Genomic DNA, 15,865 nt, shown 5'->3' on the forward strand with positions numbered 1-15,865 from the left:
TGAAGCCTCACATTCTGAATACAGGCGTATGGCGACCGGCTTCGGGCACCGATGTCACGATGGCCAGACACAGGCCAAGGATATCGCGGGTTTGCGCGGGTTCGATCAGCCCGTCATCCCAAAGCCGCGAGGTGGCATAATAGGGATCGGACTGTTCACCGTACTGGGCCCGAACCTGCTCCTCGATTAGCTTCATGTCGGCCTCCATCTTGCCCGGGTCGCCCCCTTTCTGGCGGCGCAGTTCCAGCATCACATTTGTGGCGATGTCGGCAGACATGGTGGCCAGTTCCGCCGTGGGCCAGGCGAAGAGAAAATTCGGGGCGAAACCACGTCCGCACATGCCGTAGTTGCCTGCCCCGTATGAGCCGCCCAAGAGGACCGACAGGCGCGGCACCTTGGCAACCGACATGGCATAGACCAGCTTGGCGCTGTCTTTGGCAATGCCGCCGCGCTCGGCTTCGGTGCCGACCATGAAGCCCGAGATGTTGTGGAGGAACAAAAGCGGGATGTTGCGTTGATCGCACATCGACACGAATTGCGCGCCCTTGAGCGAACTGTCGGACACAAGCGCCCCATTATTTGCGAGAATGCCCACTCGATAGCCGTGAATCCGCGCGGTGCCGCAGACCAGCGTCTCACCCCATCCGGGCTTGAATTCGCGGAATTCGCCGGCGTCGATCATGCGCAGCAGAACCTCGCGCATGTCATAGGGCTGTTTGCGATCGGCGCTGATGACGCCAAGCAGTTCCTCTGGGTTGCGCGCCGGCGGCGCGCAGGTTGCATCGGGACCCATCGGGCGCGACAGGCCCAGTTCGGATACGATGTCGCGCATCAGAGCAAGCGCATGATACTCGTCCTCGGCCAGATGGTCAGACACACCGGAGACGCGCGAATGCATCTCGGCCCCCCCCAATGTTTCTCCATCAACCTCTTCGTTGATCGCCACCTTGACGATCGAGGGGCCGCCCAGATGGATGCGTGCGTTGCCGCGTACCATGATGACTTCGTCCGACAGGGCCGGGATATAGGCCCCACCGGCCGTGCAGCCTCCAAAGACCGCCGAGATCTGCGGCAGGCCGCTCGCGGACATGTTGGTTTGACGATAAAAGGAATTGCCGAAATGGCGGGCATCGGGGAAAACCCGGTCCTGCTCTGGCAGATAGGCACCGCCGCAATCCACCAGATAGAGGCAGGGCAGCCGGTTCTCGGCTGCGATTTCCTGGGCGCGGATGTGTTTCTGCACGGTTTCGTGATAGAAAGACCCACCCTTCACTGTCGCATCGTTGGCGATCACAACGCAGGGCAGCCCGTGGACGATCCCGATACCGGTCACGATCCCCGCACCGGGCACCTCGCCCCCGTATTGACCGTAGGCGGCAAGCGACGACAGCTCAAGAAACGCAGTGCCCGGATCCACCAGCAGGTCGATCCGTTCGCGGACCAACAGCTTGCTGCGCTTGCGATGCCGCGCGACCATATCGGGGCGGCCGCCAGCCGTTGCTTCGGCGATCCGCGCGCGCAGCGTTTCGACGCGCTCGCTTAGTGCGGCGTGGTTGCGGGTGTAGGTCTCTGATGCGGTCGGCACCGCTGTTTCAAGACGTGCCATGAAGTCAGGTATCCTGTCTTTGGAGTATCCCGTTGAGGAACACATCGGCATAGGTGCGTGACAACGCATCGGCGCTACCGCGGTCCGGGTCGAACCAATCGAGCGTGGCGTTCAATGTACCGATCAGCATCAGGCGCAGGCGACGGATATCGACGTCTTGCTTCAGCGTGCCGTCTTTCTTAAGCTGGGACAGAAGACTGTCCCACTCTGCCTCATAGGCCCTTCGCGTAGGCAAGTTGGCATCCCGGACGGATTGCGGCACCTGCCCGAAAATACGCACATTCGCCGATGTATAATCGCTCACATCAAGAAGTGCGCGCAGATGCGCCCGGATCGCGGCGCGCAGTACCGTTTCGCCGTCGGTATCGGCCCGCAGGTCGGTGATGGCGTCTCTCATGCTCGCGTGAACGACTCGAATCCCTGCATCAAGAACGGCCGCGACGATCTCGTCCTTGGAACCGAAATGATAGTATATGCTACCCGCCTTGATCCCGGCGGCCTCGGCAATTTTTCGGAGCGAAACGGACCCGTAGCCTTGTTCGCGGAAAAGCCGCGCGGCAATGTCCAGCACCCCGTCCCGTCCAACCGCGCTGCGCGATGTCTCGTTGACTTTGATTGCCGTGTTTTGTGCCATAGACTTTCGTATCCCCCAACGCCTAACTAACGCCTGTTAGGTTAATAACTCAAGTGAGTCAATCGTCGTGATCGTGCCAGACTAGAGTTTGCGGAAAATTCCGCATTGGCGACCGCCAAGAGGCCGCCCAGACATTAATGTGCTTGCCCGGACCACGTCATCGGGTCCGAGCAACTGCCTTAGATCACGAAACCGCCACCGCAGATGACGTGCTGGCCTGAAATGAAGTTCGATTCCGGCGCACAGAACAGATAGACGGCACCGGCAGCTTCTTCCGGAGTGCCGACCCGGCCCAGCGGGATCATGCGCTCCATCTGGGACAGGAGATCGGGATTCACGCCGACCTTGATCTCTTTTTCTTCGACCTTGATCGTGCTGTCGCCATCCGCGCTGCCTTCGGTCAAGCGGGTGCGAATCGGGCCGAAGGCGACGGCGTTGACGTTGACCTTATAGCGGCCCCATTCCTTGGCCATCGTCCGGGTGACCCCTAGGATACCGGCCTTAGCGGCGGAATAGTTGATCTGGCCAGCATTGCCGCCGGTCCCTGCGATGGACGAGATGTTGACTACCTTGCGGAACACCTCTTGCCCGGCGGCGGCCTCTTCCTTGGCCTTGGCGCTGATCACCGGCTGGGCAGCGCGCAGGATCTTGAAAGGTGCCGTCAGGTGGACGTCGATGATCGCCTGCCACTGTTCGTCGGACATCTTCTGAACGACGCTATCCCAAGTGTAGCCTGCGTTGTTCACGATGATGTCTAACCCGCCAAAGCTGTCCACGCCGGTCTTGATGAACCGTTCGGCAAAACCGTCTTCGGTAACGCTGCCGGCACAGACCACGGCCTCAGCTCCCATTGCGCGCACCGCCTCGGCGGTTTCATTGGCCGGATCCGCATCCAGATCGTTGATCACCAGCCGGGCCCCTTCCGAGGCCAGTTTGAGAGCGATTTCGCGGCCAATGCCCCGGCCCGAGCCCGAGACCAGCGCCACGCGCCCGTCGAGTTTTCCAGTCATATTGATTCCTCCCGAAAGGCGCTATCAGGCTTTTTCATAAAGCGTGGTGACGCAGGCCCCGCCGAGGCCCAGATTGTGCTGAAGCGCCAGACGTGCGCCATCAACCTGGCGCGCATCTGCCTGGCCGCGAAGCTGCTGAACGAGCTCGGTACATTGCGCTAGGCCGGTCGCCCCAAGCGGATGGCCTTTGGACAAAAGACCGCCCGACGGGTTGGTCACGTATTTTCCGCCGTAGGTGTTGTCGCCATCATCAACGAATTTCGCCGCTTCGCCGCGACCGCAAAGGCCAAGCGCCTCATAGGTGATAAGCTCGTTGTGGGCGAAACAGTCGTGCAGTTCGACCACATCCACGTCCTCGGGCCCGATGCCCGCGTCCTCGTAAACCTGATCGGCGGCGCGCTTGGCCATCGAAAAGCCGACCACTTCGCGCATGTCATGGGCTTCGAAAGTTTCCGGGCCGTCCGTCGTCATGGCCTGCGCCGCGATCCGAACCGAACTGTCCAGTCCGTGCTTGTCGGCGAATTCCTTGGAACAAATGATCGCGGCGGCCGCGCCACAGGTTGGCGGACAGGCCATGAGCTTGGTCATGACGCCGGGCCAGACGACCTGGGCGGCCATGACGTCTTCCGCCGTCACCTCCTGCCGGAACAGGGCAACCGGATTCTTCGCAGCATGTCGGCTGGCCTTGGCGCGGATTTTTGCGAAGGTTTCTAGGGGGGTGCCGAACTCGTCCATATGCGCCTTGCCCGCACCGCCGAAGTACCGCAGCGCCAGCGGGATCTCGGCACTGCCAACCAGTTCGTCGGTTTCATTGTCGAATGCCGCAAACGGGCTGACCCGGTCATGGAACATCGCACCGATTGCGCCAGGCTGCATCTGTTCGAACCCAAGTGCCAGAGCACATTCGACCGCGCCGCTTTCAACTGCCTGCCTGGCCAGGAACAGGGCGGACGATCCGGTCGAGCAGTTGTTGTTCACATTCAGAACCGGGATGCCTGTCATTCCGACATGGTACAAGGCGCGCTGACCGCAGGTGCTGTCGCCATAGACATAGCCCACATAGGCCTGTTGGACTTTATCATAATCCAACCCCGCGTCTGCCAGAGCGGACCGGGTCGCAGCGGTCGCCATCACATCGTAGCTTTCGGATTTTCCCGGCTTCTGGAACGGGACCATCCCAACGCCTGCAACATAGGCTTTGTCTGTCATTTCTCTCTCTCCCTAGTTCGGTCAGGCCACCCTAATCGGTCCGCCAGCCTATTTTCTACCATTTGTTAGATTTTAAATCCCAACCTTGGGAAGTGTCAATATCGCCAAGCTGTGACGTAGGGAGCTTGCGCTATTTTCTAACTTGTGTTTGTTTTCGGGCCACACGCCCTGATCGGCGGCACAATTGAGGGATTCTGGTCCCGGCGCAACCGCTGACAAGCGTTTAGCACTCAGCTTACGAAAGGTGGTCGGAATGGCATACTGTTATGAGTTAAAGGGTTTTATACCCGTCGTGCCCGAGGGTACATATGTCCACCCCCAGGCCGTTCTGATCGGAAATGTCATCTTGGGTCATGGATGCTACATCGGCCCCGGAGCAAGCTTGCGGGGCGATTTCGGCAGGATCGTGATCGGGGATGGAGCCAATGTTCAGGACAATTGCATCATCCATTCCTTTCCCGGCCGCGACGCCGTGGTGGACAGCGACGGCCACATCGGCCATGGCGCGATCCTGCACGGTTGCACAGTGGGCCGGAACGCTCTGGTCGGAATGAATTCCGTCATTATGGATGGTGTAGAGCTTGGGGCGGAATCGATTGTCGGCGCGCAGGCGTTTGTGCGTGGCGAAACCGTGATTCCGCCGCGTTCGATGGTGGTGGGATCGCCGGCAAAGGTGATCCGCGAGGTCAGCGAGAAAGAAATCGCGTGGAAAACGCGCGGCACCGCGGAATACCAGCAACTTGCGCGCGATTGTCTGGCCGGATTGAGGCCGGTCGAGCCGCTGAAGGCGGTCGAGGCAGACCGGCCCGGCATGGCGGCCTCTGACGTCGTCTCCATTCAGGAGGCGCGGCGGACATCGTCCTGACCTGTCCGGGAACCGGACCGGTCAGGACTACTTCAGATTCCGAAAGCGCCAGATGCAAGCGCCTTGACGCGGAACGGCACCCCCCGACCCGGTGTGCCGTCCCTCAAGCCTTTACAGACGGAAGATCCCGTAGTGCGGATCGTCGATCGGTGCATTGAGCGAGGCAGAAATCGACATGCCAAGCGCGTTGCGTGTGTCCGCCGGGTCGAGGATGCCGTCGTCCCACAATTCCGAGGTCGAGGTATAAGCCTCGACATCGCGCTTGTATTTTTCCAGCACCGGTTCGCGGATCGCGGCGATTTCTTCTTCGGTCAGCTCTTTGCCTTCGCGCTGAAGCTGCCGAATCTTGACGTCCGCCATGGTATTTGCGGCCTGATCCGCCCCCATCACGCCGATCTCGGCCTGGGGCCACATGAACAGCGTGCGCGCGTCCCAGGCCCGTCCGCACATCCCGTAGTTGCCGGCCCCGTAAGACGCATTGGCGATTACTGTGAACTTCGGCACGACCGAGCCGCCCTGCGCCATCAGCATCTTGGCGCCATCCTTGGCGATGCCTCGTTCTTCGTATTCGCGGCCCACCATATAGCCGGTGATGTTCTGGAAAAAGACCAGAGGCGTGCGGTTCTGGTTGCACAACTGCATGAAATGCGCTGCCTTGAGCGAACTGTCGTTGAACAGCACCCCGTTGTTGGCAAGGATGCCGACCTTGTAACCCCAGATATGGGCAAAGCCGCACACCATCGTGGTGCCATAGTCTGGCTGGTATTCGTGAAAGCGTGAGCCGTCCACGATCCGGGCCAGAACCTCGCGCATGTCGAACTGGGTTTTCCGGTCTTTTGGAATGATCCCGTAGAGTTCTTTGGGGTCATAGTAAGGCTCTTCATAGGCCGCGGTTTCGATGATCGTTTTCGGCGTGCGCTTCCACTGGCCGACAATCTCGCGGGCCAGTGAAAAGGCGTGTTTTTCGGTCGCGGCGCGATAGTCGCCGGTGCCCGATACCGAGGTGTGCATGACCGCGCCGCCAAGCTCCTGAACACCGACCTCTTCGCCGGTAGCCGCCTTGACCAGCGGGGGACCGCCAAGGAAAATCGCCCCTGTGCCTTCGATGATGATGTTGTAGTCGCTCAGCGTCGGCACATAGGCGCCGCCAGCCGTGCAGTGACCGCCGACCACGGCAATCTGCGGGATATTGGCCTGGCTCAGCTTGACCTGGTTGCGGAACACCCGCCCGCCCAGATACCGGTCGGGAAACACCCCGTGCTGCAGCGGCAGGAAACCGCCCGCGCTGTCACAGATATGGATGACCGGCAGGCGGTTTTCCAGCGCGACATCCAGAAGACGGACGACCTTTTTGACCGTATGTGGATACCAAGCCCCGCCCTTGACGCTAGCGTCGTTGGCGTGGATGGCGACCTCCCGACCCTGCACAATACCGATGCCCGTCACCACAGCGGCGCCAGGCACGGTGCCATCGTATTCGCGACAGGCGGCAAGTGTGGAAAACTCCAAAAACGGAGTGCCGGGGTCCAGCAGCAGTTTCAACCGCTCGCGCACGCCCAGTTTGTTCTGGCGGGCAAGGCGGTCGATATCGCGTTGCGGGCGTTCGAAACGCGCCGCGTGCTGGCGGGCGTGGAATTCCTTCAGCCGTTCAGACATGGCGGCATAGTTTGCCTTGTAGTCGGCGGCATTGGTGTCGATCAGACTTTCAATCCTGCGCATTGTCACTCCTCCTCCGGGGCCAATTGGGCCAGGATGTCTTTCAGACCAAAACTGTCGCCTTCGGCGAATGGCATTTCGGCAACGACCCCGTCGCGCGGGGCCGTCAGTGTGGTTTCCAACTTCATGCTTTCGATCACCAGAAGCTGCTGGCCTTCTTCAACCGCATCGCCGGGTTTAACCGCAACCGACACCACGACACCCGGCATGGGCGCCACCAATCGGTCGTCGCTCGCGCCACCGTCGCTTCCGGCCAGGCGTTCGGCGGGATCAACCCGCCCGACTTCGTAGGTTCGCCCGTCCATGTGCACAAAAGTTGCTTCCGGCCCCACGGCCAGTCGCAATTCGCGCACAACACCCTTGGCCCTCAGCTTGTAACCGCCCGGCAGACCCGTCGGGTCCAATTGGCAGGCAACAGCGCCAGTGGGGGTATTGAGCACGAACCGGCTGCCATCATGACCCAGCCAGCAATCAGTCTCTTCTCCGTCCATCTGAAAAATCCGTTGCATCAGTTTCTCCACCCACCCATCTTGCGGTACATTTCCGGTATCTGCATTACGTCACTCACCAGGCGCTCGTCCGATAGGGCCGCCGCCGCCATCAGCAAGTCAGAGACATCTTCGCCCGGCGCGGTCAGCGTTTCGGATTGTTCAGCCAGGAAGCCAGTTGAAACGTCACCAGAGGCGAAATCCGGATGTGCAAGGATTGCATCCAGGTAACCGGTGTTGGTCGTTAGCCCGAGAATCACATAGTTTTGCACCGCGCTCCGGGCACGGGCGATGGCCTGCGCGCGATTCGGGCCATGCACGATCAGCTTGGACAACATTGGGTCGAAGTCGGTCGTTACCTTGCCGCCATCCAGAATGCCGCTGTCTACGCGGACCCCCTCGCCCTGGGGTTCGTCCAGCAGCAGGATATTGCCGATCGCGGGGCGAAAATCGGCCGTCGCATCCTCGGCACAGATGCGCAGTTCGATCGAGTGTCCGGTTTGGGGAATATCCGCCTGCACGGCGCTCAGCCCGTCGCCCGCCGCGACACGCAGCTGCTCGGCAACCAGATCGAAGCCGGTCACCAGTTCGGTCACCGGATGTTCGACCTGAAGGCGGGTGTTCATTTCCAGGAAATAAAAGGCCCCATCCTGCGCATAGATGAATTCGACCGTCCCCGCCCCGCGGTATTTGACGGCGCGGGCAATTCCGGCAGCGGTCTCGCAGATCTCATCTCGTTGCTCGGGGGTCAGCGCTGGTGAGGGCGTTTCCTCGATAATCTTCTGGAACCGGCGCTGGATCGAACATTCGCGTTCCCAGAAATGGACCACGTTGCCCTGCCCGTCGCCCATCACCTGCACCTCGATATGGCGCGGGCGTTCGATATAGCGTTCGACAAACAGACGACCGTCACCGAAATACCGTTCGCCTTCGCGGCGCGCGGTTTCGATTTCGGTTTCCAGCGTGCTGTCCTCGCGCACAACGCGCATGCCCTTACCGCCACCGCCGGCTGACGGTTTGATCAGCAGCGGATAGCCAACAGCGCGGGCGCGTTCTACAAAGCTCGCCGGATCGTCATCCTCGATCGCCGAGGGGGCGACGGGAAACCCGCGTTCCTCCACAAAGGCGCGGGCTCGGACCTTGTCCCCCATCAGGTCGATGACCTCGGGCGTCGGGCCGACGAAGGTCACACCGGCTTTTTCCAGGGCCGCGACAAAACCGGCATTCTCTGACAGAAAGCCATAGCCGGGATGCACCGCGTCCGCGCTGATCCTTTTGGCGGCTTCGACGATCTGCGAAATATCGAGATAGGCTGCCACCGGTGTCGGGCCGTCGATGGTAACAACCTCATCCGCGATCAGATGGGCAGGCCCCTCTTGTTCCGTGGCGTGGCGCAACACGGCCGTCGCAAGCCCGCGGGCCTTGGCGGTGCGCAACACGCGCGCCGCGATCTCGCCCCTATTTGCGACCAGAAGTTTCGAAATGGTCATGGAGTCGTCCTCTTAGTTCGGGTTCGCGGCATTCAGTCCGTCACGTGCGGCCAGATCGGCGGGAACGGGAATTTCGATATCAAGAAGCATCTGCGCGAACCCTTTGCCCTGCGGGTCTATGCGGACCGAAGCGATGCCCCCCCCGCCCAGCGATTCATGCAGCAGGAAATTCAGCGAATGGCTTCCGGGCAGGTCGAACCGTTCGACCTTGCCTTCGCAGACATGGGCGAAATAGTCCTTCACCACCTCTTCGCTGAGAGCCGAGCGGATATATGGCAGGTAGTCCGGCTTGCGCGCGAGGATGCCGATATTGGCGATGTCCCCCTTGTCGCCCGAGCGGCCCCAGGCCAGATCGACGAGGCGGACCTTGACAACGTCCGGACCGGGCTCGCGGCTATCTGCGGGCGGTGCGGCAGGCGGATCAAGGTGGACTGGCGTGGCGGCCACGCTCACGGGCACATCCTTGCCGTCGACCTCGACCGCGACGGGGGTCTCGGCCTTGCTCTGAAGGAAGGAAAATAGACGGACCACCGGCTGCACCTTGGGCCGTCCGGCGAAGAACCCGGTCAGACCCTGCGCGGTCGAAATCGCCATCGGTGCGATTTCGCCGGCAAAGATGTTCAGCGCAGCGCGATCGTCATGGACCGCGCCGATCTTGAGCACCACCTCGCGGGTCCGGGCGCGCGCATTTGCGCCATAGGCCGCCTCGGCACCCAGCACCTCGACGCTGACCTGCCGAAAATCGCCCATGTTGCGGTCGCGGAAAATCCGGCAACAGCGGGTCAGGATCGCCTCGGCCACACGTTCGGCCTTGGCGGGTGCATCAATCGCGGCCAGTGTCAGGGTAGAGACCGCGCGCCAGCCATCGGCATGGGTCGCCGACACCTTGTAGCTGTCGGTGCGCCCAAGCCCCCTGCCGCCCTTGACCAGCACCTGATCGGGTCCGACCTGCTCCAGGGTGACCCCGGACCAGTCGCAGATCACGTCGGGCAACAGGTAGGCGCGCGGATCCCCGATTTCATAGAGCATCTGCTCTCCGACTGACCCGGGTACGACCAGCCCGCCTGTGTCCGGTGTCTTGGTCATGACGAAACTGCCGTCTTCCGACACTTCGACAATAGGCATTCCCATATCATCCCAGCCCGGCACGTCCCGCCAATCGGTGAAATTACCACCCGTTCCCTGGGGACCGCACTCGATCAGATGGCCGGCCAGCGATCCCTGACTGAGCTTGTCCCAGTCGTCATCGCCCCAGCCGAATTCGTGCATCAAGGGGCCAAGCGCCACCGCGCTGTCGGCGCAGCGCCCCGTGATCACGATGTCGGCCCCGGCATCCAGCGCGGTCGCGATGGGCCGGGCACCCAGATAGGCATTCATGCTCCAGATATCGTCTGGAAATTCGACAGCCGAGAACATTTCCGTCTGACCGTTTTTGCGAATTTCATCGGCCCTGGGCAACAGGTCATCGCCTAGCACGACTCCGATGGACAGATCGATCCCGGCCTGGGCGGCGGCTTTGGCAAGCGCATCGCTGCAGCCACGCGGGTTCACGCCCCCTGCATTGGCAACGACCTTGGTCCCTTTTGCCTTGATATCCGGCAACCAGGGTGCCAGCGCCTTGACGAAGTCCGGCGCATAGCCCGACTCGGGCGCTTTGGCGCGGGCCCGCGCCATCAGCGACATTGTCACCTCTGCCAGATAGTCAAACACCAGATAGTCGATCTCGCCCTTTGAAACCAGTTGACCGATCGCTTCCGGCGTATCGCCCCAGAAGCCCGACGCGCATCCGATGCGCAGCTTTCGTTCCGACATATTCCTCTCCTCCCCGCTTGATCAGCGGCCCGTCCATTCAGGTTTGCGCTTCGCAATGAAGGCATCAAAGCCTTCGCGCGCGTCTTCGGTCTGCGCCACACGCGGTAAAAGTGTTTCTGCAAACCGCATTTGCTGCGGATAGGTCATATCCTCCATCGCGTGACAGGCGTATTTTCCCAGCCGGATCGCGCTCGGCGACTGCGCGGCAATCTGGGCAACCAGTTCTCCAACCTTGTCGTCCAACCCCGCGGCATCGGTCACGTAGTTGACCAGATTGAATTGCAGGGCTTCTTCGGCCGTCAGAGGAACGCCAGTGATGAACATCTCCATCAGCCTCCGCCGAGGCAAAACACGCATCATCGGTGGCACGATCGTCATGGGAAACAGGCCCACTTTTACTTCCGGCGTTCCGATGCGGGCATGATCGGCCATCACCGCAAGGTCGCATGCACAGATGATGCCCGCCCCCGCACCCATCGCGACGCCGTTGATGCGCGCGATCGTTGGCTTTCGACACGCCTGTATCGTTTCGAATAACTTTCCGGCAAAATGATCCGGGTCCGAGGGATCCTGAACAAACGGGCCGCCATCCGCACCCGCCTTGATGTCGCCTCCGGCGCAGAAGGCGCGATCGCCCTCGCCGGTCAGAACGATCACGCGGCAATCGCTGTTCTTCTCGGCAGCATATATGGCGGCCATGATCCCGTCTGCGACTTCACGGTTTAGGGCATTTCGATTCTCAGGTCGTCGAATCGTGATACGCACTTCTTTGCCGAGCGCCTGCGATTGAACAATGCTCTCAGTCATTTCCGAAGTCCCCCCCTGTATTCAGAACACCATGCTTTCTTACGTCAGGTCGTTAAAAGCTTGGCTTGATCTATTTTCTAACATGTGTTTGATTTTGGTCAACAACGCAAACAACATTTTTCGGGAGGACGATATGACCACTCAAAGTGAGGCCATCTCGGCTGATCTGGAAGCCATCAGGGCGAACTATTCTTTGACTGATGAGCAACGCCAGATTGTCGATCACGTGGATCGGGTGTCGCGCGAGGTGCTACACCCGCTGCAAGCGCGTATGAATGACGAGGAATGGTGGCCCGATGATCTGTTCAAGCAGATGGGCGAGCTGGGCCTGCTGGGGATTACCGCACCCGAAGAGCTGGGCGGATCGGGACAGAACGAGTTCACCCAGGCGCTGGTGTCCGAGGTGATTTCGAAGTGGAATCCGGCTGTGGGCCTCTCACACGGGGCGCATGACAACCTGTGCCTGAATAACCTGCTGCGCAATGGATCCGAAGAGCATGTGAAGAAATACGTGCCGGGTCTTTGCTCGGGCGAGCTGGTTGGTGCTTTGGGCCTGACCGAACCGGGCGCGGGGTCCGATGCGCTTGGGTCCATGGCAACCACCGCCCGCCGCGACGGCGATGACTACGTCATCAACGGCTCGAAGATCTACATCACCAACGGGCCGATTGCCGATGTGATCCTGCTTTATGCCAAAACCGACAAATCGAAGGGCGCCAAGGGCATTTCCGCTTTCATAATCGAGACGGACAATCCCGGTTTCAAGGTGGCGCAAAAGCTTGACAAGATGGGCTTTCGCGGCTCGCCAACCGGAGAACTGGTGTTTGAGGATTGCCGCGTACCCGCATCCGCCATGGTTGGACCGGAAAACACCGGCGTTTCGGTGGTAATGAGCGGGCTGGACCTGGAGCGTGCTATGGTTGCCTCAGTCTGCGTTGGCATGGCCGAACGCGCGCTGGAACTAGGGCTGGAATACGCCAAGATTCGCGAACAGTTCGGCAAGCCGATTGCAAGTTTCCAGATGATGCAGTCGAAACTGGCCGAGATCTACACCGAGGTCGAAACCGCGCGTGCCTTCAGTTATCGGGCGCTGGCCGCCTGTACCGGGTTGCCGAAAGGGGCCGGTGGCCGCGGCGAAATCCACAAACTGACAGCGGCGGCCTGCCTGTACGCAGGCGAGGCATTCAACAAGGCGGTAACCGAAGCCTGCCATATCCATGGCGGTTCGGGTTACATGCAGGACACCGAAATCAACCGGCTGTTCCGCGCCAACAAGTTGTTGGAAATCGGCGCGGGCACCAGCGAGGTGCGCAAGATCATCATCGCCGAAGAACTGCTGCGCGCCTGAGGGGGACGAAACCATGAACACGCAACTTCGCAACGACACCGCTCTGCCGACCCATTTCATGACGGACGAACAGCAGGCGCTGGCCGATCAGGCCGGCAAGTTCTTCATGTCCGAGTTCCACCATCTGAACGCGGAAATGGACGATACTGATGACCTGCCGTCTTCGGTTTTCCCCAAGCTGGGCGAAATGGGCTACCTGGGACTGAACGTGCCGACGGAATTCGGCGGTGCCGGGCTCGATTTTACCTCGGCCTGTATCATCACCGAGGAAATGTCGCGCGCCTCGGCGGCCATCGGACTGACCCATGTGGCGCACGACAACCTCTGCGTCAATAATATCTATCGCAACGCCAATGACGAGTTGCGCCGAAAATACCTGCCAGGTCTGTGCGACGGCACGCTGGTGGGTGCCCTGGGTCTGACCGAACCCGGCGCGGGGTCTGATGCGCTTGGCTCGATGCGGACCACGGCCAAAAAGGATGGCGACGACTACATCCTGAACGGCGCCAAGATCTACATCACCAATGGGCCGATTGCCGATCTGGTGCTGGTCTATGCCAAGACATCGCCCGAAAAAGGGGCCAAGGGCATTTCCGCTTTTATCGTGGAAACCGACACGCCCGGTTTCAAGGTGGCGCAGAAGCTGAACAAGATGGGATTCCGGGGCTCGCCGACGGGCGAACTGGTATTCGAGGACTGCCGCGTTCCGGCCAGAAACATGGTCGGCAAGCTGGATGGCGGGGTTGCCGTGACCATGTCCGGACTTGATCTGGAACGTGCCATCGTCTGTTTCAACGCTCTGGGCATTGCGCAGCGGGCGCTGGATATTTCCATCGACTACGCCAAGACACGCCAGCAATTCGGCAAACCGATCGCCAGTTTCCAGATGGTTCAGGCGATGCTGGCCGACATGTATACGCAGATCGAGGCCGCGCGCAGCCTGTCCTTGCGCACCGCTGCCATGTGTGAAGGCCTCGAAGAGGGCGAAGGCGGGCGCGGCGAAATCCACAAGCTCACCGCTGCGGCGATCTACAAGGCCGCTGAGGCGACATCCTTCGTGCTGGACAAAGCTGTCCAGATTCATGGCGGCTCGGGTTACATGCGTGATACAGAAGTGAACCGGCTGTACCGGACCGGTCGCGTGCTTGAGGTCGGCGCAGGCACCCAGGAGGTTCGCAAACTCATCATCTCTGGCGAATTGCTGAAGAACTAGGGGCGGAACATGAGCGAAGCGAAATCAAGGTGTTACGCGTCGGATCTCATGGCGGGCCAGGTTGCCCTGGTCACGGGGTCCGGATCTGGAATGGGCCGGGCGACGGCGATCGAAATGGCCGCTTGCGGGGCCAGGCTTGCGCTGTTCGCGCGCCGCGAAGAGCCGCTGGAAGAGACCGCCGAAATGATCCGGGCGGCGGGGGGCGAGGCCTTTGTCGTGCCCGGAGACACCCGCGACGAAGACAGTATCGAAGCTGCGATGGGGCGGATCAAGGACCACTATGGGCAGTTGGATGTTTTGGTGAACAATGCCGGCGGCCAGTATATCGCGGCCGCCCGCGATATCACCAACAAGGGCTTCGAAGCCGTGATCCGCAACAACCTGATCGGGTCTTGGCAGATGACCCGGGCAGCGGCGGATCACTTCATGTACGACAATGGCGGATCGGTCGTGTTTGTCACCGCCATCTCGGCGCGCACCGCGCTGACCGGTTTCACCCACACTGTCGCCGCCCGCGCCGGTGTGACGGGCATGATGAAAACGCTGGCCGCCGAATGGGGCGAGTACGGCATCCGGCTGAACTGTGTCGCGCCGGGCACGATCAAGACCGATGCGCTTGGCCGCTATCCGATTCCGCCGGAACAGTGGAAAAAGCTGAACCGCTCGGTGCTAAACCGGATGGGGGCGGCCGAGGACATCGCAGGCACGATCATTTTCCTGGCCTCGAAACTTGGCGGTTTCATCACCGGAGAAGACATTTATGTAGACGGCGGTGAGACCTTGCATATGGGTCATGACGCGCGGGACATGATCAACCCCGCGATGTTCGAGAAACGCGAACGGGGAGATGGCAAGAATGAGTAAACACCCAGTCCTTCTGGAGATTTCCGACAGGATCGCCACGGTTACGCTGAACGATCCCCAGCGGCGCAACCCGGTCACCGGAAACGACATGATCGCTGCTCTTCTGGAGACCTTCGCCAAGGTGCAGGCCGATCCTCAGGTCAGCGTGATGATCCTGACCGGCGCCGACCCGGCCTTTTGTGCCGGCGGCGACATCAAGGAAATGAACGATCCCGACAGCGTGTTCCGCAAGGAGCCGCTGGCGGCGGCGCAGAGCTATGTTGATGGGGTGCAGCGGCTGCCGCTTGCGCTCTACAACATGGATATTCCGACCATCGCCGCAGTCAACGGCCCGGCGGTGGGCGCGGGGTGCGACCTGACCATGATGTGCGACATGCGCATCGCGTCGGCAAAAGCAAGGTTCGGCGAGGTGTTTCTGAATCTCGGAATCATTCCGGGCGATGCGGGCAGCTGGTTCCTGTTGCGTCGTCTGGGCCACCAGAAGGCCGCCGATCTGACCTTCTCAGGGCGCATGGTCGAGGCCAAGGAAGCGCTGGAGCTTGGTATGGTGCTTGAACTTGTGCCTCATGAAAAATTGATGGAACGGGCCCGCGAACGGGCCGCTGTCATTGCCGCGAAACCGCCGCGCGCGGTGCGGGTCGCCAAGCGTCTGATGCGCAATGCCGAACGGATGGACCTGCCGGATTTCCTGAATTCCGCGGCGGCCTATCAGGCGCTCATGCATCAGACCGAAGACCACCACGAGGCGGTTGCTGCGTTCGTCGAAAAACGAAAACCCAATTTCACGGGGCGTTAAAGGAAAG

The 15,865-nt window shown here is 60.9% G+C and carries 14 protein-coding genes; 5 read left to right on the forward strand and 9 right to left on the reverse strand.

What is annotated here, in order from left to right; genetic code table 11:
- Nucleotides 1-7: 7 nt before the first annotated feature.
- The 4 genes from FCT00_RS18960 to FCT00_RS18975 form a co-directional block, all read right to left on the reverse strand.
- On the reverse strand, nt 8-1,606 hold the full coding sequence (locus tag FCT00_RS18960) for an acyl-CoA carboxylase subunit beta (protein WP_138424256.1): 1,599 nt from the start codon (nt 1,604-1,606) through the stop codon (nt 8-10).
- A gap of 4 nt (nt 1,607-1,610) precedes the next feature.
- The gene (locus FCT00_RS18965) at nt 1,611-2,240 is read right to left on the reverse strand and encodes a TetR/AcrR family transcriptional regulator (protein WP_057817049.1); all 630 of its coding nucleotides are present in this window, start codon (nt 2,238-2,240) and stop codon (nt 1,611-1,613) included.
- 179 nt (nt 2,241-2,419) lie between these two features.
- Entirely contained in the window at nt 2,420-3,250 is an 831-nt protein-coding gene (locus FCT00_RS18970) for an SDR family NAD(P)-dependent oxidoreductase (RefSeq protein ID WP_027264429.1), read from the reverse strand.
- Between the two features lie 24 nt (nt 3,251-3,274).
- A complete protein-coding gene (locus tag FCT00_RS18975; protein WP_138424257.1) occupies nt 3,275-4,459 on the reverse strand; it encodes a lipid-transfer protein in 1,185 nt (394 codons plus the stop codon).
- 253 nt (nt 4,460-4,712) lie between these two features.
- Between FCT00_RS18975 and FCT00_RS18980 the strand changes: the two genes are divergently transcribed.
- Complete coding sequence (locus FCT00_RS18980; RefSeq protein WP_138424258.1) at nt 4,713-5,324, forward strand: acyltransferase; 612 nt, start codon at nt 4,713-4,715, stop codon at nt 5,322-5,324.
- Between the two features lie 111 nt (nt 5,325-5,435).
- Here the strand turns inward: FCT00_RS18980 and FCT00_RS18985 are convergent, their stop codons facing one another.
- From FCT00_RS18985 to FCT00_RS19005, 5 genes are read right to left on the reverse strand one after another with little or no spacing between them, the layout of a single operon-like run.
- Nucleotides 5,436-7,043: an acyl-CoA carboxylase subunit beta gene (locus tag FCT00_RS18985; RefSeq protein ID WP_138424259.1), complete on the reverse strand. Its 1,608-nt coding sequence runs from the start codon at nt 7,041-7,043 to the stop codon at nt 5,436-5,438.
- A gap of 2 nt (nt 7,044-7,045) precedes the next feature.
- Nucleotides 7,046-7,549 (reverse strand): acetyl-CoA carboxylase biotin carboxyl carrier protein subunit, encoded by a 504-nt coding sequence (locus FCT00_RS18990; protein ID WP_235889200.1) that lies wholly within the window; start codon nt 7,547-7,549, stop codon nt 7,046-7,048.
- Nucleotides 7,549-9,018 (reverse strand): acetyl-CoA carboxylase biotin carboxylase subunit, encoded by a 1,470-nt coding sequence (locus FCT00_RS18995; protein WP_138424261.1) that lies wholly within the window; start codon nt 9,016-9,018, stop codon nt 7,549-7,551. Before FCT00_RS18995 ends, FCT00_RS18990 begins: the two co-directional genes overlap by 1 nt.
- A 12-nt stretch (nt 9,019-9,030) precedes the next feature.
- Nucleotides 9,031-10,830, reverse strand: a complete 1,800-nt coding sequence (locus FCT00_RS19000) for an acyclic terpene utilization AtuA family protein (protein ID WP_138424262.1) — start codon at nt 10,828-10,830, stop codon at nt 9,031-9,033.
- A 21-nt stretch (nt 10,831-10,851) separates the two neighbouring features.
- A complete protein-coding gene (locus tag FCT00_RS19005; protein WP_100160956.1) occupies nt 10,852-11,637 on the reverse strand; it encodes an enoyl-CoA hydratase-related protein in 786 nt (261 codons plus the stop codon).
- A 31-nt stretch (nt 11,638-11,668) separates the two neighbouring features.
- Between FCT00_RS19005 and FCT00_RS19010 the strand changes: the two genes are divergently transcribed.
- The 4 genes from FCT00_RS19010 to FCT00_RS19025 are packed head-to-tail and all read left to right on the forward strand — an operon-like array spanning nt 11,669 to nt 15,858.
- Nucleotides 11,669-12,985 (forward strand): acyl-CoA dehydrogenase family protein, encoded by a 1,317-nt coding sequence (locus tag FCT00_RS19010; RefSeq protein ID WP_235889202.1) that lies wholly within the window; start codon nt 11,669-11,671, stop codon nt 12,983-12,985.
- Nucleotides 12,986-12,998: 13 nt separating this feature from the next.
- The gene (locus FCT00_RS19015) at nt 12,999-14,198 is read left to right on the forward strand and encodes an acyl-CoA dehydrogenase family protein (protein ID WP_100160957.1); all 1,200 of its coding nucleotides are present in this window, start codon (nt 12,999-13,001) and stop codon (nt 14,196-14,198) included.
- A 48-nt stretch (nt 14,199-14,246) separates the two neighbouring features.
- On the forward strand, nt 14,247-15,062 hold the full coding sequence (locus FCT00_RS19020; RefSeq protein ID WP_268920936.1) for an SDR family NAD(P)-dependent oxidoreductase: 816 nt from the start codon (nt 14,247-14,249) through the stop codon (nt 15,060-15,062).
- A complete protein-coding gene (locus FCT00_RS19025; RefSeq protein ID WP_100160959.1) occupies nt 15,055-15,858 on the forward strand; it encodes an enoyl-CoA hydratase-related protein in 804 nt (267 codons plus the stop codon). Before FCT00_RS19020 ends, FCT00_RS19025 begins: the two co-directional genes overlap by 8 nt.
- Nucleotides 15,859-15,865: the final 7 nt, after the last annotated feature.

This window comes from Maritimibacter alexandrii, assembly GCF_005871115.1.
Lineage (GTDB): Bacteria > Pseudomonadota > Alphaproteobacteria > Rhodobacterales > Rhodobacteraceae > Maritimibacter > Maritimibacter alkaliphilus.